A 24,611-nucleotide genomic window follows, 5' to 3' on the forward strand; every position below is an offset into this window, starting at 1 on the left:
TTCCTGACCGTCGGCGCTACCAATGGTAGCGCAGCGTACCTTTTCCGGCATAGTTACTGCTATTGCCGGAAAATTCGGCATCGAATGCAGCGCCCAATGACAGCCCGTTGTTCCAGAGCATTTCCGCTGAAAAACTGGCGAGCCCGGTATCACGGGGCATGGTTGCGCCATTCACGACAAAACCGGCTCCCGGCAATCCTGCAAATACAGCCGTCATGGCACGGTCATTATTGAAGTTTCTCAGCCACGCAGCCCTGCCTGCAAGGGTGAGAACCCCATCAGGGAGCACAAAGGATTTATCCGCTCTTAAACCCAGTTCGCTGCGACCGGCTGTTTCGTGTTTCGTTGCATAATCCAGCGCATAGCTATCCTGACCACCGCCGATCTTTTCGGCATAGGACGGCAGGTTGAAGCTGACAAATTGCCCGGCGGCATAGGGCGTAATCCCGATCCATGGCGTATCGAAACGATAACCAGTTTCCAGACGGCCCGACCATGCATTGGCATTATAGTCGGCCTGCAATGTATCCACGCCATTCATTGCGGCGGCGCGCTCTGTCTCTATATCCTGCCAGCCATAGGCAAGCGCCGCGCTGAAATAAGCGTTTCCGACAGTCTGACGACCATAAAGGCCAAGCTGGAACAGGTCGGAATCACCGCTGCCCAGGCCATCGGAGAGACTGAAACTGCCATGTCCGCCAGCCACGGCAAAGCCGAGCAAGGTGTTGGGTGACAGCCGGTAGTCCGCACCCACGGCCACGCCGTTGATCTTGCTGCGCAGATCATGCGAACCGATGATGTTGTCGCCATCCAGCGAGCGCGACGCGCCATAACCCGCGCCCCACAGATTCCATCGTCCCATAAACGGGTCGGACGTATCGCGCGTAGCTGAAGTCGCTCGACCCGCCACCAACGGATCGGTCAGCGTCGTCATGAACTGGCTCATCGCATCCACGGTTGTCTGTTGTACGGCGGTCGCCAGTTCGCCCGATGTGACTGTCAGGCCTTCCGCATCCAACCCACCATAAGCCAGCGGAATTTGACCTTCGCGATTGAAATAGTCGACCAGCGCCGCAGAGACATTGCGCTGGTTCACGTTGAGGCCCGTCAGGTTCAAGGTCAGATCAAGATAGGCATTATCGGCATCGTAGCTCAGGTTAGAGCTAAAACTTTGAGGCAGATCCGTCGTCAGTTCCGTGCTGAACCGGCTGTCGCCAATTCCGCCTTCCGCGTTCAGAATCGTATAGCGACGCATGACATATTTATCGGGCGCGAAAGTCGCGGCCACCATCGCCCCGCCCAGATCGGCTTGACCGCTGACATTGACCCGGTCGGCGTCCGATGCAGAAACCTCCACGGCATAGGTCGATGCGCCGGTGAAGCTCAAGTCGCCGTTGACCGTCAGCGTGCCGATGGAATTGCCGGGCGCAAGCGTGCCACCGTCAATATGCGTGGTGGAAACCATGCCGTTTCCGCCAAGTTCACCGCCTTCATGGACGGTGACCAGCGATGAAGACGCAATCGAGCCGTTGACCGCAAGACGACCGGCATAAATCTCCGTCGCGCCTGAATAGCTGTTGTTACCGCTCAGAACACTTGTGCCTTCACCGATTTGCCAGAACGCGCCAGACCCGGAAATGGCTCCCGAAAAGGCATAATTGTCGGAGCGATTGAAGGCGAGCGTGCCATTGTTGACGATATTACCGGCAATGCTTCCCGTTTCGCCAAGTCCGACCACCAGCGTACCGGCCACTACCGTCGTGCCGCCGCCATAGCTGTTATTGCCGGCTAGCACCGTCACGCCGCTGCCGATTTGCTCAAACGAACCCGAGCCGGAAATATCGCCTTTCAGCACAACAGTTCCCGAACGATTAACGACGAACTGCCCGTTATTCTCGACATTTGCCGCAAGCGTGCCGTTTTCACCGCCATCGCCCAGTTGCAGCGTGCCGGAGGATACGGTGACGCCGCCGCCATACTGGTTGCGGCCAGTTAAAACGAGAGCGCCGCTACCCGCCTGCTCCAGTTTGCCGTCACCCCACACCATTCCGTCGAATGTCACGGTATCGGACCGATCAAACGCCAGTGTTCCGTTATTGATGACGTGACCTGTGATCGAGCCGGACGTACCCCCATCACCGATCTGCAAACGACCGGCGGTAATCGTCGTCGCACCGGTATAGGTGTTGCTGCCAGTCAGAATGGTTGTGCCTGTGCCGATCTGCTGCACGCTACCCGTACCGCTGATGGCACCTGCAAAGGTCATTGTGTCGGAGCGGTTGAAGCCCAGAATGCCGTTATTGCTGATATTGCCCATAAGGGAGCCGGTTGTGCCGCCATTGCCGATAACCAGCGCACCCAAGGTGATAGAGGTGCCGCCCGTATAGCTGTTGTCACCTGACAGGATTGTGGCGCCTGACCCGATCTGGTTTACCCCACCACTACCGCTGATATCGCCGGAGAAAAGCACCGCATCCGAACGGTTAAAGACAAGTGCGCCATCATTCACGACATTGCCTTCGATCCAGCCGGAATTGCCACCTGTGCCGAGTTGCAGCACACCATTGGCGATCGTCGTTCCGCCATAATAGGCGTTGTCGGCTGCAAGGATGGTCGTACCGGACCCGGCCTGCACGAACGAACCAGTTCCGACGATAAGGCCTTCGATACTGTAACTGTCCGAGCGGTCGACTGCCAGAACACCTTCGTTCAAAATCCCACCGATGATGGAGCCTGTCGTTCCGCCGTCACCGATCTGCAATGTGCCATCAGAAATGAACGTATTGCCGGTATAGCTGTTGTCGCCGGTCAGAACCGTCGTGCCCACGCCTGCCTGAATCAGCGCGCCTGCACCCGAAACCACGCCGGAATAAGCGTAGCTGTTCTGCCGGTTGAATACGAGACCGCTATTATTGACGATATTGCCGGCAATCGAACCGGTTGTGCCGCCATTGCCGATCTGGAGGAAACCATTGGCAATCGTGGTGCCGCCGCTATGCGTGGCATCGCCGCTGAGAATGAGCGAACCCGCCCCCTCCTTGTACAATGCGCCATTGCCAGACACATAGGCGGTCAGATTGAGCGCCGTCGCGAGCAAGGTGTCGATGGTCGCCGTTCCCGACAATTCGACGTTCCGCGTGAGGGTGATGTTGCCGAGCGTCGCCAGCGCCGCGTCACTGATCTGGATGTTCGCCGAACCGGTGCCGATATTCTGCGCTTCATAAATCGCAAGCGTGCCGCCGAGAATATTGGTCTCGCCCTGAAAACCGTTACTGCCTGTCAGGACCAGAATGCCGTCTCCATCCTTGGTCAGGCTGCTATTGACGCCCGCGCCGGTGATGTCGCCCGCAAAAACCGTATCCTCATCCTGATTGACGGTGAGGCTCGCATTATCGATGGAGATTGTGCCGCCGCTTCCCCACAAGGAACGCATGGTGAGCACATTGCCGTTAAGGTCGAGCGTGCCGCCTGTCATCAGATACTCGGTCATGTTCGGCAGCGCGCCGGGCGTATTGGCCGCCATACGAAGCGTGCCCGCCTCGATCAGCGTGCCGCCGGACCAGCTATTCGCCGCATTTCCGACCAGCAAAGTTCCCTCACCCTGCTTGGTCAGCGAGCCCGCACCTGAAATACTTCCGGTCAGTTGCAGCTGGGTCCCTGACGCCACGTCGAATGCCGCTTCACCGCCCAATGACACGAAGCTGGCGAGCGAGAGTGCGCCAGTCGTCTGCAGCGTGCCATTGTTGATCGTCAGTCCATTGGTGGCCTGTCCAAGATTATTCGCGGCAGAAACTTGTAATATTCCCGCACTGATGATCGTATCACCGGAATAGCTGTTGGAACCCGACAGAACAAGCAGGCCGTCGCCGGTTTTCTCCAGCCCGTCGCTGCCTGTAATCGTCGATGCGATAGTTGCGGTTTCACCGGCCAGCACACGCAATTCCGGCACGGCTATGGTTATGACATTGTCCGAATAGCCGGTGAGATTGAGGGCCGCGCCACCCGTGATCGTATAGTCACCGCCTGCGAACTGGAGCCCGACGGCTGTTTGCGTTCCATCCAGCGTGACCGTGTCCCCAGCACCGCGGAAAACCGCGTAGCCGCTTCCCCATTGGGAAAGAAGCGAAGGATTACCGCCGACAGGATCGTACCAGTTCTGCTCTGTTGCGGACCATGTGCCGGTATCGCCCCAGGTCTGAAGAATATTGAGGCCGTTGGCTGAGACCAGAAGGTCCACGGCGTTTGGCGCGTTTTCAATGCTATAATTATACGCGATGGGACCGGTTGCCGGCGTCTGGCCGACTATCAAACCGCCATTGGATTCCGTCAGGCTGCCGCTATAGGAAATCATGCGATGATAGCCGAGCAGCGAACTGGTTGAACTTCCATCGACCTTCAGCGTCGCGCCGTTCAACGCCAGATCGCCGTTAACCTGAATGGACGCCGCCTTCTCCGCATTGGAGGCGTCGAGCCCATAGACAAATGTGCCACCGCTTTGAAGCGTCAAGTCGCCATTGACCATCAACTGCGATTGCAAGCTCGGTGAGATCTTGCCACCATTGTTGATCGTGGTGTTGCCCAAAGTACCGGAACCGCTGATCGCCCCGCCCGCATTGACTGTGATCGTGCCTCCGACAACAGCCGAACTTGTCAGCACGACACTGCTGTTGGAAACGGTCGACTGACCGGCGAACTGGGCCAATCGCGGACCAATGATTGTGGTTTCACCGCCCAGAAAATTGATTGTGCCAGTGCCCTGCACCGTCGTATCGAAGCGGTAGCCAGCGGTATCATGATTGAGGTTGAGCGTTCCCTGACTACCGAGCACTATGGTGCTGTAGATCGTTCCGGCTGCGACCGCTGTCTCGCCCGCAGCCGCGCCAATATTTACTGTGCCCTGCGCTCCGTTCTGTCCAACATGCACGATGCTGCCGCCTGCTGCCAAGCCAATGCGTGCACCATTGGAAACGATCAGTGTTCCACTACCGACATAGCCCACATTGATTTCGGCGATATTCAGAAGCGAACCGGCCCCGTCCACCAGGACCCGCGCTGTGTTGCTGCCGGGATCGCCCGTCCCAAGCATCAATTGACTGCCATGCGCCACGCCGCCCTCAGTGATAGAAAGCAGATCACCGATATTGACGGCGCCACCGACATGAAGGCTTGATCCTGCTCCGCTGACAGTCAACGAGTTTTCTGGGCCGGCAACAACGGATGGCGTGTCGCCCACAACGACGTCTCCACCAACATTCACCCTGCCGCCATTCGCTATGCCAAGTGAGTCGTTGCCATAGCCCGTCACCGACAATGTTCCGCTGACATTAAGACCAGTGCCGATGCCGCTTACTTGCCCGGATGCCGTTTCGCCCTGAGCAGACCCTACAACAACATTCTCGGCATTCAGTTGCGCGCCCGAAGTCAGGGCGAGCGTACCGCCATGAATGCCGAGGTTTCCATTGAATGTTTCGGGCGACCCGGTCAAAGTCCACGCACTGGTATCACGCTTTTCGAGCGCATCGAATCCTTGAAACCTTTTTTCAAAACCGGTCAGGTCGAACTGGGCCGCACCAGCCCCACCAAAAACCAAAGTGTTCTGGCCGTTCTTATCCGCGACGACCTTGCCGTTGAAGGCGTAACCGGCCCCCAGAACCAGCGTATTGTTGCTGCCGGTGAATTGCACGGCGACGGCACGCGAACCGTCCTGATTGACACCGCCGGAAATCGTTCCGGCATTAAAAAGGGTTGCGTCGCCCGAAAAGAAATAGACCCCAACACCGGCAGCACCAGATTGTCCGTCGGTTCCATTATACCACCAGGAAGGTGGCGATGACGGCGTGGAAGGCGCTTTACCGCCCGCCCCTGCATTGCCGCCCGTAATATTTGCACCGGCACTGTTGGTCAGTGTGCCCCCCGCGGCCATGGAAACGCCAATGCCACCATCACCTCCACGGCCGCCATTGCCACCAGTGTCTGCACCGCCGCCGCCGCGACCGCCATCACCACCGTTTCCACCTGTAATCGTGCCCGCATTCGAAACCGCAGCAGCCGTTGCCGTCGCGGTAACACCATTTCCACCACGACCGCCATCGCCACCATCAGAAGCTGTATTGCCACCCGGAAGGCTCGCTCCGCCGTTTCCGCCATCGCCGCCTTTTACGGTAACACCTGTTTCGATCGCGATCGTAGACTGGCCGAAGGAGCTGATAGCGTCACCGCCTCCGCCGCCATTACCGCTACGTCCGCCACCTGTTGTCAGGGTATCGTAGGGAGCAGATGGGAGCGATATGGGGCTTGAACATTCAATTTCGCCCTCATCGTCCTCGCAAACCATCACGCTGCCACTAGTGTTTTCGTCGGCGTGCATACCAGAAATTCCGCCTGCACCACCTGCCCCACCATTGCCGCCCATAATGGTGCTGCCGTTGCTGACTGTGAGGTCGGACGATGTGGAAATGCCGATACCACCACCACCACCGCCGCCACCGCCACCGCCACTGCCACCCTCGCCGGGCGTAACGGTGAAAACGTTCCATACCGTCACGCCATCGCCACCCTGCCCGCCACCACCACCAGCCCCACCCGCGCCGCCGATGAAGGTCTGGCCGGAAAGCGTCGTCACGGAATCGGTGAAGATCGCGCCGTTCCCACCACCCCCACCGCCACCACCGCCGCCGCCCGAAGCGCCATTACCGGTGGCGAAAGCGCCTTGCCCCTTTTTCCCACCGTCGCCGGGCTTGCCGCTATCGCCATCGAAGCCGTGCACCACGAGCACATCGGGCGCTGAAATTCCTGAATATCCGAAAATACCGTTGCTGCCCGCAGCGCCGCCGTAAGCTTTTCTTGCACCCTCGCCACCGGCGCCGCCACTTGTCGAGGAAGCATGATTGCCATTATGAACACCGCCCGCGGCGCCACCGGCCCCTCCTCCTCCACCGCCACCGCCCGATGTAGCGGAAGCGCCCAATCCCTGCCCACCCGGGTTGCCTTTCGCATCGTAATGCGACGGCGGCGTACCTTCAGCTCCACCTGCCCCACCAGTCCCGGATTGCTGTTGTGCATCAGCATTTCTGACCATCAAGGGCGAACCGATAACTGTCGCAGAAACCATGAGCGCGCAGAAAATCCGACCGAGCGCGGTTGTACTCGCCAACCGACGTTTGCCACAGTCGATTTTGGTTGACGCCGTCTCTGCACCGAAAACGCATCGTCTGAGAAAACCGAACTTCAGCTGTCTCAAATCGCCCATTCGACATTGCCCCGACAAATTGACTTATCTGCCTGAAAGGATTTGCCATAGGCTTCGGATTTATCAAGAGATTCCGGACGAACAGCCATTCTGGTTTGCTGAATTAACACAGATGGACAATCGGAGTTATCGCTCAGCCGGATAATCGACGACAAATTGTGGGATACGTTATAGATAGCGGGTCAGCAGATCAGCCTGCTCTCGCAAAATAGCGGCAGCTTCATGGGGCGTTTCAGTGTCCAACAGAGCCGCAATCGCTGCTTCCAGAATGAGAAGATTGCGAGCTTTTAGATAGCGAACACGCGCTTTCTCAGCAATTATATCCAGTTCTTCGTGGCTCAATCCTATATGCCTCAATCTCGCATGTACCGCAGACGTCACGTCAGAGCGGCTCAAAGCCGCTCTTCCCAACCGCAAGCGATTGCCTTTGTTCCTGCATGTTCATGGCATCACAAGCGATCCGGCATTGGAACAAATTTGCCCGCCAATTGTTCGACCCAGCGAAAATCATAGGATTCCTATGGTGTCCATGGATTAGGATATGGTCGTGCCCAAAGACGCAAGTGATGATTCATCTTCGGACATCAATCAAACACTCCCACGCTGGCGTCGCGCAGCGCTTCTCAAGCAGCTGGGTCCTGGCCTCATTACCGGCGCAGCGGATGACGACCCGAGCGGCATAGCAACCTACTCGCAAGCAGGTGCCCAGTTCGGATACAACATGCTGTGGAGCATGTTGTTTACGTTTCCACTTATGACGGCGATCCAACTGGTCAGCGGCCGGATTGGTAGAGTTACCGGTAAGGGGCTCGCTGCAAATTTGTGCGAAATCATTCCCCGTTGGGCGCTGCTTTCGCTTGTTGCGCTGCTACTGATCGCCAACACCATCAATATGGGTGCCAATCTATCTGCCATGGGCGCAGCCGCCAGTCTGGTGACAAACGGCTCTCCCGTCGTGTTCACGTTGGCTTTTGGGGTTTTATCGCTCGGATTGCAGCTCTTCATAACCTACGAAACATATGCTCGCTATCTCAAGTGGCTTACACTCGTTCTACTTGCATATGTCGCAGTATTGTTCGTGGCGAATGTCGACTGGTGGGCAGCTTTAAAAGGCTTTTTCTGGCCAAACCTTCCGCTCCAAGGCGAAAGCCTCACGATGATCGTTGCCATTCTCGGAACGACCATAAGCCCATATCTCCTGTTTTGGCAAAGCTCTCAGGAAGTAGAAGAAATCGACAATTCAAAAGATGAGCAGCCGCTTCGTAGAGATCCCACAGAAGCAACGAAGGAACTGAAACGTATTCGTATCGATACTTTCGCGGGCATGGCTGTTTCTAATATTGTGGCAATCGCAATCATCATGAGCACAGCGGCAACCCTACATGCGTCCGGAAAGAATGAAGTTAGTTCCGCAGCCGAGGTCGCCGAAGCCCTCAAGCCATTGGCAGGAGATTTTGCTTTCCTCATATTCAGTTTGGGGATTATTGGAACTGGGCTTTTGTCATTACCCGTGCTTGCAGGCTCCGTTGCCTACGCCTTTGGCGAATCCCAAGGTTGGAAATGCGGTCTGGCGAACAAGCCTTGGGAAGCGATTGGATTCTACGGCGTAATCGCACTGGCTTTCCTGGTGGGAGTTGCGATTGCGATTTCGCCCATCGACCCTATTGCCGCATTATTTTGGAGCGCGGTTGTCAACGGTATCGTCGCGGTTCCAATAATGGCGGCCATGATGATCGTAGCGAGCAGGCGTGATGAAATGGGCAAATTCACGATAGGTTTTGCAACAAGATTGTTCGGATGGATTGCGACCGTCGCGATGGCAGCAGCTGCCGTCGCAATGTTTGTATTCTGGTAGTCCTCCAAATCAAATGATTGCGGTTAGTCTAGGACACGATGTGCCTCTCTTCGATGTAGCTTCCCCCCATTCCTTCATTGCAAGCATATGCCTGACCCCACTGGAGCGTTCACTATAGGCACCCTTCGCGAGCCTCTATCACTGGACGGTTGAGCATATGGATACAATCCGGCATCTCCAGGCAGAGTTCGACAGCCGTCAGGCGTGATATTGCGTTATCCTTCCGCCGGGCTTTCAGCTGCGAGGCGTTATGATAGCGTCTCGAGCGATTTCGCGAGTTCGCTAATGAGCGGTGAAGGGGCATCGACTGTGTATATGCCAAATTCGGCGACCGGCGCTATGGGCAGGTTGTATCTTCCATTGATCGTCTGGCAATCTGATGGGACTGCTTCGGAAAACAGCACCCCAACGCCCAACCCTCCCCGCAAAGCCGTTAACATAGCGGGTAAACTTTTCACGCGACAGCCAACGGTCCATGCAATGCCTGCTTCTGCGAGGGACGCGATCATCCGGTCCTGCCACGAACAGGATGTTTCAAAAAGAACGACGGGAAGCGGGTTCTTTTCGTCCACGTCGAGCAATCGGCTTGCGCACCAGACCAGTTGATAGGATATGAAACTGAGCGGCGGCAGAGCGAACCGAGCGGGATCGGCGACAACAATGTCGGTCTGCCCTTCATGAAAGGATCGCGCAAGCTGCGCCGAATTGGATGAACTGAGTTCAATGTCAACCGAAGGATGTTTCTGCCGGAACTGGGCAATCGCGCCCGGAAGGCGCGTGACGGCGAGATCTTCGAAGAGCCCCAGCCGAATACGACCCACCAGTTTCTTATCGAGCAATCCACGCTGCATATCCTCGGTGAGCGCAATGACCCTCCGCGCATAAGCCAAAAAGGCCTCTCCTGCCTCGGTCAGTGCAACCCCGCGTGAGGATCGCGTGAACAGTTCCCTGTCCAGCTCCTTTTCTATCCGCTGCAATTGCATGCTGACGGCGGCCTGTGTGCGCGCAAGACGATCCGCTGCCTTACTCAAGGCGCCCGTTTCGGCAACGGCGATGAACATCCTGAGAAGTCTGAGATCGTAACTCGCGTCCATAATGAATCATTATACCTCACTAATAATTATAAGGGTACACGAGGGGCGAGGCCTTTGGCAATATCACACCAGAAACCAGGAAATGGAGCATCACATGTCCCACTATAAAGATAAATTGGCTGCTTGCGGTATCGACTGGCCCAATCTAGCCCGGCCTGATTTGCCCTTCTCGCCAACAACGAAAGTCGATAATTTTCTCTATGTTTCAGGCCAGATACCCGAAAAGGGCAGCGACATTGCTTATGTCGGTCAGGTCGGTCGCGATATTGATATAGAAACCGCACTCGAGAGCGCGAAACTTTGCGCCGCGAATGTCATATTCTGGGCGAATGGAGCACTCGATGGCGATCTTGATCGCGTCGTCCGGCTGGCCAAGCTTACGGTCTTCGTCAATGCCGTACCTGGGTTCACCGCCTATTCGCAGATCGGCAATGGCGCCTCGCAGGTCATGAACGCGGTTTTCGGCGAACGCGGCGAACATGCGCGTTCTGCCATTGGCGTGGCGGGACTGCCAGCCAACGTGCCGGTCGAGGTTGAAGCCGTTTTTCACATTCGTTGATCAAGGGACCTGCAAATGTCCGTCGTGCATTTCAATCATAGCGGCGCGGGGCTGCCATCCGCCGAAACGGTTCAAGCGGTCGTTGACCATCTGCGCTTCGAAGCGGAACGCGGTCCGATGGAGGCTAGTGCGCTTGCATCCGATGCCATCCAGAACACCTATCAGGCGGCAGCACAGCTGCTGAGCTGCTCGCCACAGGATGTCGCCCTCGGAACCAGCCACGGCCAGCTTTATGGCAACCTGATTGTTTCGATACCGCTATCTGCCGGCGACAAGATTTTTGTCAGCCGTCAGGAATGGATTGGCAATGTTTTATGCCTGCAACGCTCCGCAGATTTGAGCGGCGCTTCGCTCTCCTTGATGACTTCGGATGATACGAGCGCTGTGGACCCCGTTGCGCTCCTTGAAAACCTCTCATCGGAGGTGCGCATTGTCGCTCTTACCTGGATTGGAGCAGGAAGTGCATTGATCAATCCTGCGGCCGCGATTGGCGCCGCCATTCGTGAGGCCGGTTCATCAGCGTTTTTTATCATCGATGCCAGTCAGGCAATTGGACAGGTGCCGATCAATGTTGCCGAATTAGGCTGTGATGCTCTGATCGCGTGCGGGCGGAAATTTCTACGCGGGCCGCGCGGAACGGCATTGGCCTATATTTCTCCCCGCCTTGCAGCAGAAATCGTGCCGCGTAGCATCGACAACCTGTCCTCAACCTTGAGCACCGGAAACGTTGTGGTGGCAAACAGCGCTCGGGCTTTTGAGTTTGGTGAGGAATCGGTGGCCCTCAAACTGGGCCTCGGGAAAGCAATAGAACAAACCCTCGCTTTGGGTGTGGACCGTATCCGACTGGATCTGGATCACAAAGCGAGCGTTCTTCGTCGGGCACTTGTTGAAATACCGGGCGTCCATTTGCTTGATTTTGGAGACAGTAAAGGCGCTGCCGTCACCTTTGTAATTGATGGCTTTCCTTGCGCGCCTGTAAAACAACATCTCGCTGATATGGGCATCAACATCGGCATGAACGGACCGGGCTACACGCCTTACGACATGTCGATACGCGGGATTTCGGAACTACTTCGAGCCTCCGTACATTTGAGCACTACCGATGAAGATATCGCCGTGATCGTCAATGCAGTCAGATCAATCTCCAGTTCCAGAGTTCGAGTATCAAAATGAATCACAAAAAGCAGACTGCACTTCTTCTGGGTGGAAACAAAGGACTTGGCTTGGGCGTTGCAGAGGCCCTTTCAAGGCGCGGCGTGAATGTTGCACTCGTCGGCAGGGACAAGATAGCAATGCGCGCAGCGGAAGAGCGCCTTGGCACACATGCTGGTTCGGTGACGTCGTTCACCTGCGATCTGACCGATGCTGCCAGTGTCACCAGAATGATGGAAAATGTAGACAAAGCCATTGGCAGCATCGATATCCTGCTTCTGAATGGCGGCGGCCCCGCCCCGATCGCAGCCTCTCGATATGATGAAGCCTACTGGAACACGCAGATCAGAAGCATGTTCCTCAGCCAGATCGAGATCGCCGCTCACTATCTGCCAGCCATGCGGGAACGTCATTTCGGTCGGATCATCGCTGTATCCTCGACAAGCATCCGTGAACCCATTCCCAATCTGGCTGCATCCAATGCCTTAAGATCAGCCCTCGCGGGATGGGCCAAGACACTTGCCACTGAAGTGGCTGGAGATGGCGTAACTGTCAATGTCGTCATGCCGGGCCGTTTTGCGACCGAGCGTACAACCCGTCTGGACGAGTTGGATGCCGCCGAGCGAGGTGTAGATCCAGCGGTCATTGCTGCCGAGAGCCAGCGAGAAATTCCCGTCGGACGCTATGGCACACCGGAGGAATTCGGCGAGGTTGTGGCGTTCTTTGCCAGCGAGGCGGCAAGCTATGTCAACGGTGTGGCATTGCCAATCGACGGGGGCCTCAGTCGTTCGATGATCTGACACGCGCTCTGTCAGACAAAAATCAGCACTTCCCCATCTCGATGGCTGCGACAACGCATGAAACGGGATGGGCAAGCCGCCAAACTGAAGGGCCTTGCACTTTTCCAAAACCAAAATAATCGACCTTAATATTTTTCTATTAGAAAATTTATGTTGACGCCGCACGTCATTTTGAAATATCTATGCCTCAACAAAATAAGAGGGGCGTTAAGTAAATGCGTGCATTGCTGGACAAAATCGACCGGAAGCTCGTCAAGCTTCTGTCAGACGACGCACGCGATGGCGCCAACCAGATCGCCGAGCGGCTTGAGCTCAGCCCACCCACAATTCGGGCACGGCTGAAAAACCTTATCGAGAATAAGCTTTTCAAGATTTCCGGCGTTGTGAACGTTTCGGAGCGTCCCGAGCTTGTCGTCGCGATGATGGGCATTCACGCTAACGGACAGGGCCGTCTCGACGAAATCGCGCGAAAGATGTCCGAGCTGCCTTTCGTCACTTCCGTCAGTATCGTCACCGGCAGATACGACATTCTTTGCGAAGTGATGTTCGAGGGAGATATGGAAGAATTATACCGGGTGACGAGTGAGTTGCTGCCCGGACTGGCAGAGCCAGGAACAATTCAAGGCAGCGAGACCTTCGTTGTCATGAAATCCCATAATAAGTGGTTGAGCCTGCCACGCGGTGTATGGGAAGACGAAGAGAGCGACAAGCAGGCTCAATAATCCGCCACCAATATGACCGTTCTATTTGGCCGCCTTGCGCGGACACGGCCGACTATTGCCTAACGAGGGAGAACTGAAACAAAATGTTGAAGAAAATCAATGCACTCATGGCGTCAGCAATGTTTGTTGCGCTCATGGGAACGGCTGCGCAGACCACGACGGCGTATGCTGGAACACTTGACGATATCCTCGCCCGCGGCGAACTGCGCGTTGCGGTTCAAACCCAAGGCCCACCCTATTCCTTCATGGACCGGAACGGTAAGCGGACAGGAAGCGCTATTGAATTGACCGAACTGATGGCCAAGGAAATGGGCGTTAAGGTAACATATCTCGATTTCGATTGGGATGGACTCATCCCGGCGCTTCTTTCCGGTAAGGCTGACATATTGGCAGCAGACATGACCGCCACGATGAGCCGTGCGACCAAGGTTGCGTTCACCAAGCCATGGATTCACGTCGGCACTGTCGCTTTCACCGCTGCAGGCGGCGACTTCAAGAGTGTGGAAGACTGCAAAAAGCCCGGAACGACGGTCGCTGTCATTCTCGGATCGACTGCGGAAAAGAACATGCCGAAATACTTCCCAGAAGCGACCGTGAAGGCGTTCAAAGGCGGCGGTACGGTGGTTCTTGACGCGGTTGCATCCGGCCAAGCCCAATGCGGTGTAAACGACAACACGGCGGTCGCGGCCCAGGTGCAGAACTATCCTGAAGGCACATTTGAAGTCTTTCCGGAAATGCTTAGCGCAGAACCGCTTGCCTATGCAGTGCGCTACGACTCTCAGGACCTGATGATCTGGACGAACCTGTTTCTTGACAACGTGACGCTCGATGGCCGTTTGAAAGAAAACATGGATTATTGGGTCAATTCAAACAAGTGGCAAGCTGACCACTGATACCGACAGAGGTGCGGAACCATTCCGTTCCGCACCTTTGATCAAAAATTGAATCCAACCGGTGAGACATGTTTGGCAATCTGAACATACGGGTCATTTCGGAATATCTCCCAGATCTCTGGCAGGGTTTTCTGAATACATTGATGTTGTCGGCAGCCGGGTTCACCGGCGCAATGATCATAGGCATTGTTGCTTGTGCGCTCAGCATCCAGCCCACCCGCTGGCTGCGTACGATCGGCATTGCCTATATCGATCTTATCCGGGCGACTCCGCTGCTCGCACAACTCTATTTTCTCTATTTCGGGCTGCCGCGTCTCGGCATCATCCTGCCGGAAATGGTCATCGGCATCATAGCCCTGTCAATCAATTCCGGTGCCTATGTTGCTGAGATTATTCGCTCGGGCATCCTTTCCATTCCGCGTGGCCAGTTCGAAGCGGCTTTAAGTTCTGGCTTCACCTATATACAGCGCATGCGCCTTATCGTTCTGCCGCAGGCGGTGCGACCGACAATTTCGCCGATGATCGGACAGGCAATCGTACTTGTGAAGGATTCATCCCTTCTTTCTCTGATTTCCGTCGTTGAGCTTACTCGCGTCGGGCAACAGATCGCGCTTGATCGCTTCATGCCCGTTGAAGGGCTTGCAGCGACAGCTGCGGGCTTCCTGCTGATCTATTATCTGCTTAAGGCAATGGCTGGCACCTGGTCGCGTTTCAATCGCATGCCGGAACGCTAACAGGAGGCGCATATGTTTTGGTTTCAAGTCGAACGCTTGTTGAACTTCTGGCCCGTTCTGCTGAAGGGCCTTGGTATGACCGTTGCGCTGTCACTCCTGTCCCTCGTCATCGGGATGGTGATTGGACTGATCTTTGGAGTGCTTCGCGGCAGCGGAAATCGATGGCTATCAGCGATAACCGGGTTCTATATCGATCTGTTTCGCGGCACGCCTTTTCTGGTTCAGGTTTTCATCTGCTTCTTCATTCTGCCAACGATTGGGATTGAACTCTCTGCATTCAATGCGGGCGTGATAGCACTTTCGAATCTGTCAGCGTGCTTTATCGGTGAAATCGTTGCTTCCGGCATCAAGGCGGTTCCGCGCGGGCAGACCGAGGCGGCAATTGCGTCGGGCTTCACCTATGCTCAACAGCTTCGGTTGATCGTCATGCCGCAGGCTTTGCGTATTGTTCGTCCTTCTCTGGTTGGACAATTCATCCTGCTCGTCAAGGATTCCTCTGTTGTTTCCGCGATCGGTATCATGGACCTCACCCGCTCCGGCTGGATGATCGTACAGAATATTCCTAACGGTCTGCTGGTCTTTGGCGTCGTCGGTATCGGTTACTTTATCGTCTGCTATCCGATGATCTATCTTTCACGTCGCATCGAACGCGGCACGCAATCTCCTATTTTGTAATTGGACAGGTCTAATGATTGAGTTTCAGGGTCTGAACAAATGGTTCGGCAGCGCGCTTCATGTGCTCAACAATATCGATCTGAAAGTCAGCAAGGGCGAAGTCGTCGTGGTTTGCGGACCTTCCGGCTCCGGCAAGAGCACGCTGATTCGATGTGTCAATGGACTGGAAGCCTTTCAGTCTGGAAAGCTTATCGTAGACAGCATTGATTTGAGTTCCAAGGCAGCTGCCTTGCGTGAGTTGCGCATGGAAGTCGGGTTTGTCTTCCAGCAGTTCAATCTGTATCCGCACAAGACAGCACTTGAGAATGTAACCCTCGCTCCCATTCATGTGCGTGGATTATCAAAAGCCGAAGCCGAGAAACGCGGCAGGGAACTGCTTGCCAAAGTAGGCCTCGCCGACCGCATGAATAATTATCCGAACCAGCTGTCGGGTGGTCAACAGCAGCGTGTCGCCATTGCGCGCTCACTTTGCATGCAGCCCCGGATAATGCTGTTCGATGAACCTACGTCAGCGCTTGATCCTGAAATGATCAACGAGGTGCTGGATGTCATGGTCAGCCTTGCCAAAGAAGGCATGACAATGATGGTTGTCACCCACGAAATGGGTTTCGCCCGAAGCGTTGCTGATCGTGTCGTATTCATGGATCGTGGTTCGATTATTGAAAGCGGCGAACCGGAAAACTTCTTCAAGAACCCGCAAAATGAGCGCACGCGCGATTTCCTGAGCAAAGTCCTCCACCACTGACGCGACCTTCGTCGCATAATTGAGATAGATCGATCCTCATGCAGCATCGTCAGCAAAACGGTGAACGACTTTCTGTTGCCATCATCGGCGCGGGAATTGTCGGATGTAGCGCCGCACTCACTCTTGCCAAAGAAGGTCACAGCGTCACGGTTTTTGGTGATGAGGAGCCGGGGGCCGGGACTTCCTATGGAAACGCGGGCGCTATTGTCACGGGTTCGATTACGCCCACCGCAACACCCGCGGTGGTCCGCTCTCTGCCAACCTATATGTTTAACTGCAACTCTCCGGCAGTCTTGCGCCTTCATCATACCGCGAAAGCGCTGCCTTGGATAAAGCGCTTCATCGCGGCGGGCACCACAACAGCGGTTGATCGCATTGCTGCAGCGATGCATGCTCTCGTTTCCCAAGCTCTGGTCGCGCATCAGGAACTGACGGCGATTGCTGCAGTCAAGGATCTGATCACGCAAGAAGGTTGGCTGAAAGTCTATGACAGCGCCAAGGATTTCCAAAGCTCTGCACTTGAACGCCAACTTATGGAACGTCACGACGTCTGCCACAAAATCCTTAGCCAATCCTCGCTTCTGGATCTTGAACCGGCGCTCAATCCCGCTTCGTGTTTTAAGGGCCTCTATCAGCCGAAAGCAGGAAATGTCCGCTTTCCGAAGAAACTCGCAAGCGTCTATCTGGAAACAGCACATACTTTTGGTGCGGCCTTCGTTCGCGAGCACGTCAGCTCAGTTCGACCTTCAGAACGGGGCGGCGTCGCGCTCCGGGTTTTCTCCGGAGAGCAGCACTTTGATCGTGTGGTCATTGCAGCGGGTGCATGGTCCTCCATTTTAACAAGGCAACTTGGAGACAAGGTTTCGCTTGAGAGCGAACGCGGATACCACATCAGCTTCGGTGAAGGGTCCCAGTCATTGTTACGTGGTCCGGTCGTCATTCCCGGCAAAGGCTTTGTTTTGTCTCCAATGCATGACGGGTTGCGCCTGATAAGCGGCGATGAACTGGCGGGACTGAAAGCACCACCAAACTACAAGCGCATTCGCGCGCTACTGCCGGAGGCTATGATGGCCGTACCAGCCCTCAAGGACTGGCGCCCGACATCTGAATGGATGGGCCATAGACCCTCAACGCCCGACACATTACCGGTGATCGGCCGAGCCCATAAATGCCGCGACGTGATCTATGCGTTCGGACACGGGCATCTGGGAGTGACTCTCTCCGCTATAACCGCCCAGCTTGTTGCTGATCTGGTCGGCGAACGTACGCCTGCTATCGATATTACACCATACAGCCCCACGAGATTCTGAAATCCGATGTCTGCATTTCCTATTAATCTTGATAACACTCCGCAATTCGATGGCCCCCTTCCTGATGTTGTTGACGTAACAATCATCGGCGGTGGCATCATCGGAGTTATGGCGGCCTGGGAACTGCGGAAACGTGGATTGAAGGTCCTTCTCTGCGAGAAAGGTCGCATCGCTGGCGAGCAATCCAGCCGAAACTGGGGCTGGATCCGTCAACAGGGTCGTGATTACGCAGAACTGCCCATCATGATGGACACGATCCCTCTCTGGAAAAGCTTAAACGAGAAGATCCTCGAGCAGATCGGCTTTCGCCAGAAAGGCATCACTTATCTCGCACGCAGCAAAGCCAAGCTCGCAAAATTCGAGCAATGGCTCGACGGTGCGCGCCAATACGGCGTCGATACGCGCATGTTATCCCAACGCGAAGTTGGCGCGATGATATCCGAAGGTAGAGGCTGGATTGGCGGCATGACCACACCGTCCGATGCTATGGCTGAACCGTTCGTTGCGGTCCCGACATTGGCTCAGGCAGCCGCTGAAGACGGTGTCATCATTCGCGAAAACTGCGCCATTCGCACATTGGACATTACAGGCAATCACATTCAAGGTGTCGCCACTGAGAGCGGCTATGTAAAATGTGAGAGAGTGGTAGTTGCGGCTGGCGCGTGGAGCGCCCTGTTTTTGAAACGGCACGATATTCATGTCCCCCAACTGTCCGTCCTATCTTCCGCCTTGCAGATAGAACTGGCGACATCGCCGCATGATGCCGCTGCCGCCGATGACCGCATCGCGTTCCGGCGTCGCACTGACGGGAGCCACACATTAACACCTTGGTCCACACATGATTTCTTCATCGGTCCGGATGCCTTCAGAAACTTTTCAGCTTACATTCCGCAGTTGCGCGAGGACTTTACAAGCACGCGGTTCCGGCTTTCCGCTCCGCAGAATTATCCAGATGCATGGCGAACGCCCCGACGCTGGTCGAAAATAGACGAAACGCCGTTTGAGCGGTGCCGTGTACTGGATCCGAAGCCCAACCAGAAAGAGCTCAGCCGGGTTCTCAAGCAATTCGCTGCGGCATTTCCGAAGATCGGGACACCGCGCATTATACGAAGTTGGGCTGGTATGATCGACACCATGCCAGACGTGTTGCCCGTCGTGGATCAAGCCAGCATAAGCGGGCTTACGATTGCCACAGGAATGAGCGGCCACGGTTTCGGCATAGGTCCGGGCATGGCTCGTATTATCGCGGATCTGGTAGAATTGCGCCAACCGTCCTGGTCAATAGAACAGTTCGCGTTGGCGCGATATTCAACATAGTCGGATTGGGAGTCAGAACCTGACCCCGCCACCCATCAGTTTCCGGCAAGCATCTTTGCAAGCATGAAGCCAGAGCCGGCGCCGGTGCCAGCACCGGGCCAGGTGGAGGCGCCGCACATATAAAGTGAGCGGACGGGCGTTTTGTAGCGCGAGTATCCTGCAATGGGGCGGAACAGGAAATTTTGGTCAAGGTGATGTGAACCACTCAGATTGTCACCGCCGATAAGATTGGCGTTCTCACGTTCAAGGTCTGCGGGTGAAAAGACCGAGCGCGCCCGGATCATGCCGCTGATCCCAGGCGCATAGCGCTCAAGGATACCGATGACCCGATCAGCATAGGCATCCTTCACACTATTCCAATCCGCGATAGGGAGCTCTCCCATCGCATCGCCCTTGATCTCCGCCGGGAGGACCCGCACCTGTACCCAGAGAACATGCTTGCCTTCCGGTGCACGTGATGGATCAATGGCCGTGGGCTGGCCAACCACAAGGGCCGGTTCTCCAGGCAGCAATCCATCCATAGCTTCCGCGTAAACCCGCGCCATCATGGCAAGGTCCGGGGCAATATGAACATAAGCGAAGCGCTTGAGTTCAGCGCCCGCAGTCCAGTTTGGCAACTCGTCCATGGCAAGGTGGATCATCATCGTGCCGGGACCGGCCCGAAAAGCATTCGTCGCCTTGTTAACTTTTTGGGGGACCGCCGACCGGGGCAACATGTCACTGCCAAACAGCACCTTGGGATTGAGGTTGGCGATCACCGCCCGCTTCGCACTCAACGTGCGTCCGTCGGACAACACCACGCCCGTCGCTTTTCCGGCCTTGTCGAGACTGATCTTTTCGACACGCTGGCCCAGAATGAGTTGTCCCCCCTTCTCGTGCAGGAGACCCGCCATCGCGCGAATGATCGTATCTGCGCCTCCCTTGCCAATAACCATGCCGAACGCCTGATTTGCCATTGACTCGAGATAGGGAAATAGTGCTCCGCCTGCAACGTCGGGCGCGAAATCAAGATGCAGACCCCAAGCGGCCATCATGGCCTTAAGTTTGGGACTTTCGAAATTCGCGTCAAGAAAATCACGTGGCGTCGCCAGCAGAAGCTGCGCGATACGCCAGAGATTATCCATGCCGAGCGACCTGTAGGCCTTCCAGACTGTCCTTACCGCTGACAGGGAAGGCATCGGCGAGCCGAGCAGGCCGAAAATATGCGGCGCATTGCGCTCGAAATCAGAAAGCATAGTCGCCCACGCCTCGGCGTCTACGGGCGACAGTTCCGCAATCCTTGCATTCGTTACCGTCACATCGCTGGAAACGCCAAGATGAGTACCGTCGCGAAAGACACTGGCAAAACAATTTTGCGCCGGTACGAATTCGAGACCCTGTACAGCAAGATCCGCGGCATAGGTTGCGTGAAAAGCTGAGCCAGCGAACATCGAAAGGTTCATGGCAGCCCAGTCGTGACGGAAGCCCGGCTCTGTCAACTCCAGGGTCTTCACCGCCCCGCCGGGAGAAGCCCCCGCTTCGACAACAGCAACACGCCAACCCTTTGCCGCCAGATGCACCGCCGCAGCGAGGCCATTATGCCCCGCGCCTACGACCACTGCATCGAACTCAACGTCATGTCCACTCATTCAGGCCCCCATTATTTTCAAATGCATATAATAGTGTAGATCGATCTTGGCAGGCTTCTGACCTCGCAGATTTAAATCATCAGGTCATCGCGGATCTTGAAGGCCCGATATGTTGTAAAGTTCACCTTTGAGAGCAGGCATTTCGTTGCATTCACATATGATATCTTTTAAGCTTCAAGAAAATTCATATCAAGCTTTTTTTAAAAAGCGAATGAGGGGCACCATGTCGCAAAATTCTCAGTTGGACTCGAGTGAACAGGCTCGCCGATACGCGCGCTCACACGGGTAATAAAGTAATCGGAATCGAGCCAGCGCGAGGCTATTTTTCGGGGAGCGACGACACTATGACGGCACATGACTATATCGTGGTGGGCAGCGGCATAAACGCACTGGTAGCGGCCGCCATGCTTGGCAAACAGGGCAAAAAAGGTTCTGCTGCTCGAGCGCAATGACTGGATCGGCGGCTGCCTGCGCACGGAAGAGATCACTGCACCGGGCTTCCGTCACGACGTCATGGCAACAACCATGGTGCTGTTCCTGACCTCGCCCGCCTATGCTGCGCTTGGCAAGGATCTGGAGGCGCGAGGCCTCGAATTCGCCCACGCAGACCTCCCCACCGGCGTCGTACTGGCGGATGGGCGACATGCAATCCTGTCCAAAGACCGTAAAGCCAACATCGCTGCCTTCGACGCGCTCGCCGAGGGCGACGGCAAGTCCTTTGCCCGTGAGATGGACCGGATGGGTGCCGACGCACCCTTCATGTTCTCGCTGCTAGGCGGCTCGCTCTGGTCCGGCGGCATATTCAAGACCGTGCTGAAGGAAGCCTGGAAACGCGGGCCCCGCAATCTCGCCGCGTGGTTCGGCGAGGCGCTCGTCAATGGCCGCCATCATCTTGAAACCACCTATCGGTCGGATGTGATGCGCGGGCTCTTTGCGCCTTGGGTGCTCCATTGCGGACTCAATCCCGAAAGCACTTATTCTGCGGCAATGCTCCGGGTCATCGGTTTTGCCATCGAACTGGCGGGTTGTCCGATTGTCAAAGGCGGCTCCGAAAATCTCGTCAAGGCGTTCACGCAGCTCATTACGGATCAGGGCGGCACCATTCGCACCGGCGCGGATGTGGATGCAATACTGGAGGACCATAAAGGACAGGCCACGGGTGTTAAGCTTGCCGATGGCGAGGTGCTGGAGGCAGGCAAGGGTGTCATTGCATCGGTCACGCCCAACCAGCTTTATGGACGCCTGCTGAAGGGCTCCAGCAGGCCACTGCCCTCAGATATTGCCGATGGACTGCGAACTTATCGCTATGGCAAGGGCGACATGCAGATACACTACGCGCTCAAGTCACCGCCGCGCTGGAAGGGTGGCGCGGACCTGTCGAAAGTAGCGCTTTTGCATCTTACACCGGGCCTCAACGGTGTGTCTCGTGCGGCCAATGAATGTGACCGGGGCATGCTACCAGCGGTGCCGACCATCTGCGTCGGCCAGCCGACCGCGCTCGACCCATCCCGCGCGCCGGAAGGCCAGGCGATCCTCTGGCTACAATTGCCTGAAGCCCCGCGACACATCGAAGGCGATGCTGCCGGAGAACTCGCCACGCCTGCCGATGGCCGCTGGACCGACGAACTGCGCGAACACTATGCCGACCGCGTCGAACGCATCCTCGCCCAGCACATCGAAGGCTTTGCCGAGACGATCATCGCCCGCAAGGCGTATTCACCAGCCGATCTTGAATCCATGAATATGAACCTCGTGGGGGGCGACCCCTATGGCGGCTTCTGCGGCGTCGATCAGTTTTTCATCTGGCGTCCGTTCAAGTCATCGGTCAACCACCGCACCCACGTTCCCGGTCTTTATCATATCGGCGCGTCGACCCATCCCGGCCCGGGACTGGGAGGCGGCTCGGGAATGCTGCTCGCGGCCTCGCTGAAATAGGATTGTCGTTAAACGGGTGCGCTCGCATCTGCGACTGCATCTTTGAACCCATGCAGAATCATATTTCTGGCTCTTCAAGTCCGCAAAACTGCAAATTAGGGCTGTTTGAGCTTGTACTTACTTAGGTCAAAGGGCGAAATTGATAAAGAAGTAATATGCGTAAGCATATAGTGCGACCTAAAATTGTTTCCTGACCGTACAATTCGCTTGCCAGTCAAACGCCGCTATTTTAAGATTAAAATATTCCGACCAATAAATAACCTTGGCGAGCGCGGGAACGCTCAAAAAAGCCGGGATCAGGGGAACGCGGAGCAAAACATGACTGAATTCACCCGTCGCCAGACGTTGGGTATGGGCGCTGCTGCCTTTTTGACGAGCATTCTGGCAGGGCGTGTGCCGGTGCAGGCGGCAGAAACCGACACGCTTACCATCGCTTTCAACGTCAATCTTCCGTCCTTCGATCCGACCGTCGGTCCGTCGGCGGTCAATCCGACGATTCAGGCAATCTACCGCTCGATTTTCGACCAGTATATCGGCCAGGACCCCGACCTCAAATTCGTTCCGGGCCTGCTGACAGGCTGGGGCTGGAACGACGACAAGACCACGGTCTGGATGGATGTTCGCGAGGGTGTGACCTGGCATGACGGCTCGCCGTTCACCCCGGAAGATGTGGTCTGGGCGCTGGAGCGCGCCGCCGACGAAAAGACCGGCAACCCGATCCAGTTTGTCTGGTCCACTGTCGGCAACTACAAGATCGAAGGCAACAAGATCACTGGCGATGTGCTGCGCTTCGAACCCACCTATTTCATGTGGATGGCCTTCCTCACAGGCTACATCCTGCCCAAAGCCTATTATGAGAAAGTGGGCGCGGAGGGCTTCGAGAAGAAGCCTGTCGGCACAGGCCCCTATATGGTTGACGCCTATGAAGGCAATGCCTTCCTGCGCCTGAAGGCCAACCCAAATTATTGGGGCGGCAAGCCAGCTTTCGAAACTGTGATCTTCAAGTTCGTGCCGGATGGCACCAGCCGGGTTGCCGAGATCGAATCCGGCTCGTCCGACGTCACGCTTGAAATCCCGTATGAAGAATTCGACCGCCTGAAGGAAAAGAACGGTCTGGCAGGCGTCGCGACTCCGATCTCGGATATCGGCATGATCTTCCTTAACAATATCGAAGTCATGAACGACAAGAACGTGCGCCTGGCCGCCTGTCACGCCGTTGACAAGCAAGCTATCGTCAAGCGCCTGCTGCGTGGCTACGGCGTACCAATCGACACGCTCGAAGCGCCGGAATATTCGGCCTATGATCCATCAATCAAGGTTCCTTACGATCCCGAACTCGCCAAAAAACTGCTGGCCGACTCCGGCTATTCGACCGACAAACCCGTGAAGTTCAAGATTCAGACCACCCGTGGCCTGAAGCCGAAGGACTACGAAATGGTTCAGGCCATTGTGGGCATGTGGCGCAAGGTCGGCATCGAAGCCGAAATCGAGGTCTACGAGATAGCCAAGCACTATGAGCTGCGCGCCGCCGACCAGCTTGCACCAGCTGCCTTCTACAACTGGGGCAATGCGATCGGCGACCCGACCACCTCAACAGGCTTCGCCATGTTCGGCCCTTCGCCCCACTCGGTATGGAACACCGACGATCTGGATGGCATGATCGCTCCGCTTTGGGGTGAGAAAGACGAGGCCAAGCGTATTGCTGGCTGGAAAGCCGTCTGCAAGTATATTGCGGAGCAAGGTTACGTGCTGCCGTTGCTGCAATACGCACAGCCGATTGTCTATAAATCAACGCTGAAGGTTACCCCGAATGTTTCGGGCGCGCTGCAACCAACCTTGGTAACAAAGGCTTGATAGCGAGTTGGCCGGGCACGAGCTATGCCAGCCTTCCATTGCTTGATTGATGTCCGGCCTGTTTGGCCGGACACACCAGTATAGTGTCT

Annotated in this window: 16 protein-coding genes and 1 pseudogene; 13 read left to right on the plus strand and 4 right to left on the minus strand. The window is 56.0% G+C overall.

Features of this window, described 5'->3' with window-relative positions; genetic code table 11:
* Positions 1-16: 16 nt before the first annotated feature.
* Entirely contained in the window at positions 17-7,153 is a 7,137-nt protein-coding gene (locus QLQ11_RS18790) for an autotransporter-associated beta strand repeat-containing protein (RefSeq protein ID WP_371836053.1), read from the minus strand.
* Positions 7,154-7,417: 264 nt separating this feature from the next.
* Positions 7,418-7,591, minus strand: coding sequence for a hypothetical protein (locus QLQ11_RS18795; RefSeq protein ID WP_167836062.1), 174 nt, complete (start codon positions 7,589-7,591; stop codon positions 7,418-7,420).
* Between the two features lie 199 nt (positions 7,592-7,790).
* On the opposite strand from QLQ11_RS18795, the gene QLQ11_RS18800 reads away from it, so the two are divergent.
* Positions 7,791-9,104 carry an Nramp family divalent metal transporter gene (locus QLQ11_RS18800; RefSeq protein WP_371836054.1) on the plus strand — a complete coding sequence of 438 codons (1,314 nt, stop codon included), beginning with the start codon at positions 7,791-7,793 and terminating at the stop codon, positions 9,102-9,104.
* A 248-nt stretch (positions 9,105-9,352) separates the two neighbouring features.
* Here the strand turns inward: QLQ11_RS18800 and QLQ11_RS18805 are convergent, their stop codons facing one another.
* Positions 9,353-10,198 carry a LysR family transcriptional regulator gene (locus QLQ11_RS18805; protein WP_283735204.1) on the minus strand — a complete coding sequence of 282 codons (846 nt, stop codon included), beginning with the start codon at positions 10,196-10,198 and terminating at the stop codon, positions 9,353-9,355.
* A 94-nt stretch (positions 10,199-10,292) separates the two neighbouring features.
* Here QLQ11_RS18805 and QLQ11_RS18810 point away from each other — a divergent pair, with 94 nt between their 5' ends.
* From QLQ11_RS18810 to QLQ11_RS18855, 10 genes are all read left to right on the plus strand, one after another.
* Positions 10,293-10,757 carry a RidA family protein gene (locus QLQ11_RS18810; protein ID WP_283735203.1) on the plus strand — a complete coding sequence of 155 codons (465 nt, stop codon included), beginning with the start codon at positions 10,293-10,295 and terminating at the stop codon, positions 10,755-10,757.
* A 15-nt stretch (positions 10,758-10,772) separates the two neighbouring features.
* Positions 10,773-11,930, plus strand: a complete 1,158-nt coding sequence (locus QLQ11_RS18815; protein ID WP_283735202.1) for an aminotransferase class V-fold PLP-dependent enzyme — start codon at positions 10,773-10,775, stop codon at positions 11,928-11,930.
* Positions 11,927-12,709: an SDR family oxidoreductase gene (locus tag QLQ11_RS18820; RefSeq protein ID WP_283735201.1), complete on the plus strand. Its 783-nt coding sequence runs from the start codon at positions 11,927-11,929 to the stop codon at positions 12,707-12,709. Before QLQ11_RS18815 ends, QLQ11_RS18820 begins: the two co-directional genes overlap by 4 nt.
* A 215-nt stretch (positions 12,710-12,924) precedes the next feature.
* Complete coding sequence (locus QLQ11_RS18825; protein WP_109366156.1) at positions 12,925-13,431, plus strand: Lrp/AsnC family transcriptional regulator; 507 nt, start codon at positions 12,925-12,927, stop codon at positions 13,429-13,431.
* Positions 13,432-13,514: 83 nt separating this feature from the next.
* Positions 13,515-14,324 carry an ABC transporter substrate-binding protein gene (locus QLQ11_RS18830; protein WP_283735200.1) on the plus strand — a complete coding sequence of 270 codons (810 nt, stop codon included), beginning with the start codon at positions 13,515-13,517 and terminating at the stop codon, positions 14,322-14,324.
* 68 nt (positions 14,325-14,392) lie between these two features.
* Positions 14,393-15,058, plus strand: coding sequence for an amino acid ABC transporter permease (locus tag QLQ11_RS18835; protein WP_283735199.1), 666 nt, complete (start codon positions 14,393-14,395; stop codon positions 15,056-15,058).
* A 12-nt stretch (positions 15,059-15,070) separates the two neighbouring features.
* Positions 15,071-15,733 (plus strand): amino acid ABC transporter permease, encoded by a 663-nt coding sequence (locus tag QLQ11_RS18840; protein ID WP_283735198.1) that lies wholly within the window; start codon positions 15,071-15,073, stop codon positions 15,731-15,733.
* Between the two features lie 13 nt (positions 15,734-15,746).
* The gene (locus QLQ11_RS18845) at positions 15,747-16,478 is read left to right on the plus strand and encodes an amino acid ABC transporter ATP-binding protein (protein WP_283735197.1); all 732 of its coding nucleotides are present in this window, start codon (positions 15,747-15,749) and stop codon (positions 16,476-16,478) included.
* 38 nt (positions 16,479-16,516) lie between these two features.
* Entirely contained in the window at positions 16,517-17,788 is a 1,272-nt protein-coding gene (locus tag QLQ11_RS18850) for an FAD-binding oxidoreductase (RefSeq protein WP_283735196.1), read from the plus strand.
* A gap of 6 nt (positions 17,789-17,794) precedes the next feature.
* Complete coding sequence (locus QLQ11_RS18855) at positions 17,795-19,105, plus strand: FAD-binding oxidoreductase (protein WP_283735195.1); 1,311 nt, start codon at positions 17,795-17,797, stop codon at positions 19,103-19,105.
* 35 nt (positions 19,106-19,140) lie between these two features.
* On the opposite strand, the gene QLQ11_RS18860 is transcribed toward QLQ11_RS18855, so the two are convergent.
* On the minus strand, positions 19,141-20,733 hold the full coding sequence (locus tag QLQ11_RS18860; protein ID WP_283735194.1) for an NAD(P)/FAD-dependent oxidoreductase: 1,593 nt from the start codon (positions 20,731-20,733) through the stop codon (positions 19,141-19,143).
* 344 nt (positions 20,734-21,077) lie between these two features.
* Between QLQ11_RS18860 and QLQ11_RS18865 the strand changes: the two are divergent.
* A pseudogene (locus QLQ11_RS18865) lies at positions 21,078-22,668 on the plus strand (phytoene desaturase family protein).
* A 318-nt stretch (positions 22,669-22,986) separates the two neighbouring features.
* Complete coding sequence (locus tag QLQ11_RS18870) at positions 22,987-24,522, plus strand: ABC transporter substrate-binding protein (RefSeq protein WP_283735734.1); 1,536 nt, start codon at positions 22,987-22,989, stop codon at positions 24,520-24,522.
* Positions 24,523-24,611: the final 89 nt, after the last annotated feature.

This window comes from Ochrobactrum sp. SSR (genome assembly GCF_030067775.1).
Lineage (GTDB): Bacteria > Pseudomonadota > Alphaproteobacteria > Rhizobiales > Rhizobiaceae > Brucella > Brucella teleogrylli.

What these genes read in the sequence shown, in the direction of transcription:
- QLQ11_RS18800 (WP_371836054.1), top strand. Translation starts at nt 7,791, where the DNA reads ATGGTCGTGCCCAAAGACGCAAGTGATGATTCATCTTCGGACATCAAT.
- QLQ11_RS18805 (WP_283735204.1), bottom strand. Translation starts at nt 10,198, where the DNA reads ATGGACGCGAGTTACGATCTCAGACTTCTCAGGATGTTCATCGCCGTT.
- QLQ11_RS18810 (WP_283735203.1), top strand. Translation starts at nt 10,293, where the DNA reads ATGTCCCACTATAAAGATAAATTGGCTGCTTGCGGTATCGACTGGCCC.
- QLQ11_RS18815 (WP_283735202.1), top strand. Translation starts at nt 10,773, where the DNA reads ATGTCCGTCGTGCATTTCAATCATAGCGGCGCGGGGCTGCCATCCGCC.
- QLQ11_RS18820 (WP_283735201.1), top strand. Translation starts at nt 11,927, where the DNA reads ATGAATCACAAAAAGCAGACTGCACTTCTTCTGGGTGGAAACAAAGGA.
- QLQ11_RS18825 (WP_109366156.1), top strand. Translation starts at nt 12,925, where the DNA reads ATGCGTGCATTGCTGGACAAAATCGACCGGAAGCTCGTCAAGCTTCTG.
- QLQ11_RS18830 (WP_283735200.1), top strand. Translation starts at nt 13,515, where the DNA reads ATGTTGAAGAAAATCAATGCACTCATGGCGTCAGCAATGTTTGTTGCG.
- QLQ11_RS18835 (WP_283735199.1), top strand. Translation starts at nt 14,393, where the DNA reads ATGTTTGGCAATCTGAACATACGGGTCATTTCGGAATATCTCCCAGAT.
- QLQ11_RS18840 (WP_283735198.1), top strand. Translation starts at nt 15,071, where the DNA reads ATGTTTTGGTTTCAAGTCGAACGCTTGTTGAACTTCTGGCCCGTTCTG.
- QLQ11_RS18845 (WP_283735197.1), top strand. Translation starts at nt 15,747, where the DNA reads ATGATTGAGTTTCAGGGTCTGAACAAATGGTTCGGCAGCGCGCTTCAT.
- QLQ11_RS18850 (WP_283735196.1), top strand. Translation starts at nt 16,517, where the DNA reads ATGCAGCATCGTCAGCAAAACGGTGAACGACTTTCTGTTGCCATCATC.
- QLQ11_RS18855 (WP_283735195.1), top strand. Translation starts at nt 17,795, where the DNA reads ATGTCTGCATTTCCTATTAATCTTGATAACACTCCGCAATTCGATGGC.
- QLQ11_RS18860 (WP_283735194.1), bottom strand. Translation starts at nt 20,733, where the DNA reads ATGAGTGGACATGACGTTGAGTTCGATGCAGTGGTCGTAGGCGCGGGG.
- QLQ11_RS18870 (WP_283735734.1), top strand. Translation starts at nt 22,987, where the DNA reads ATGACTGAATTCACCCGTCGCCAGACGTTGGGTATGGGCGCTGCTGCC.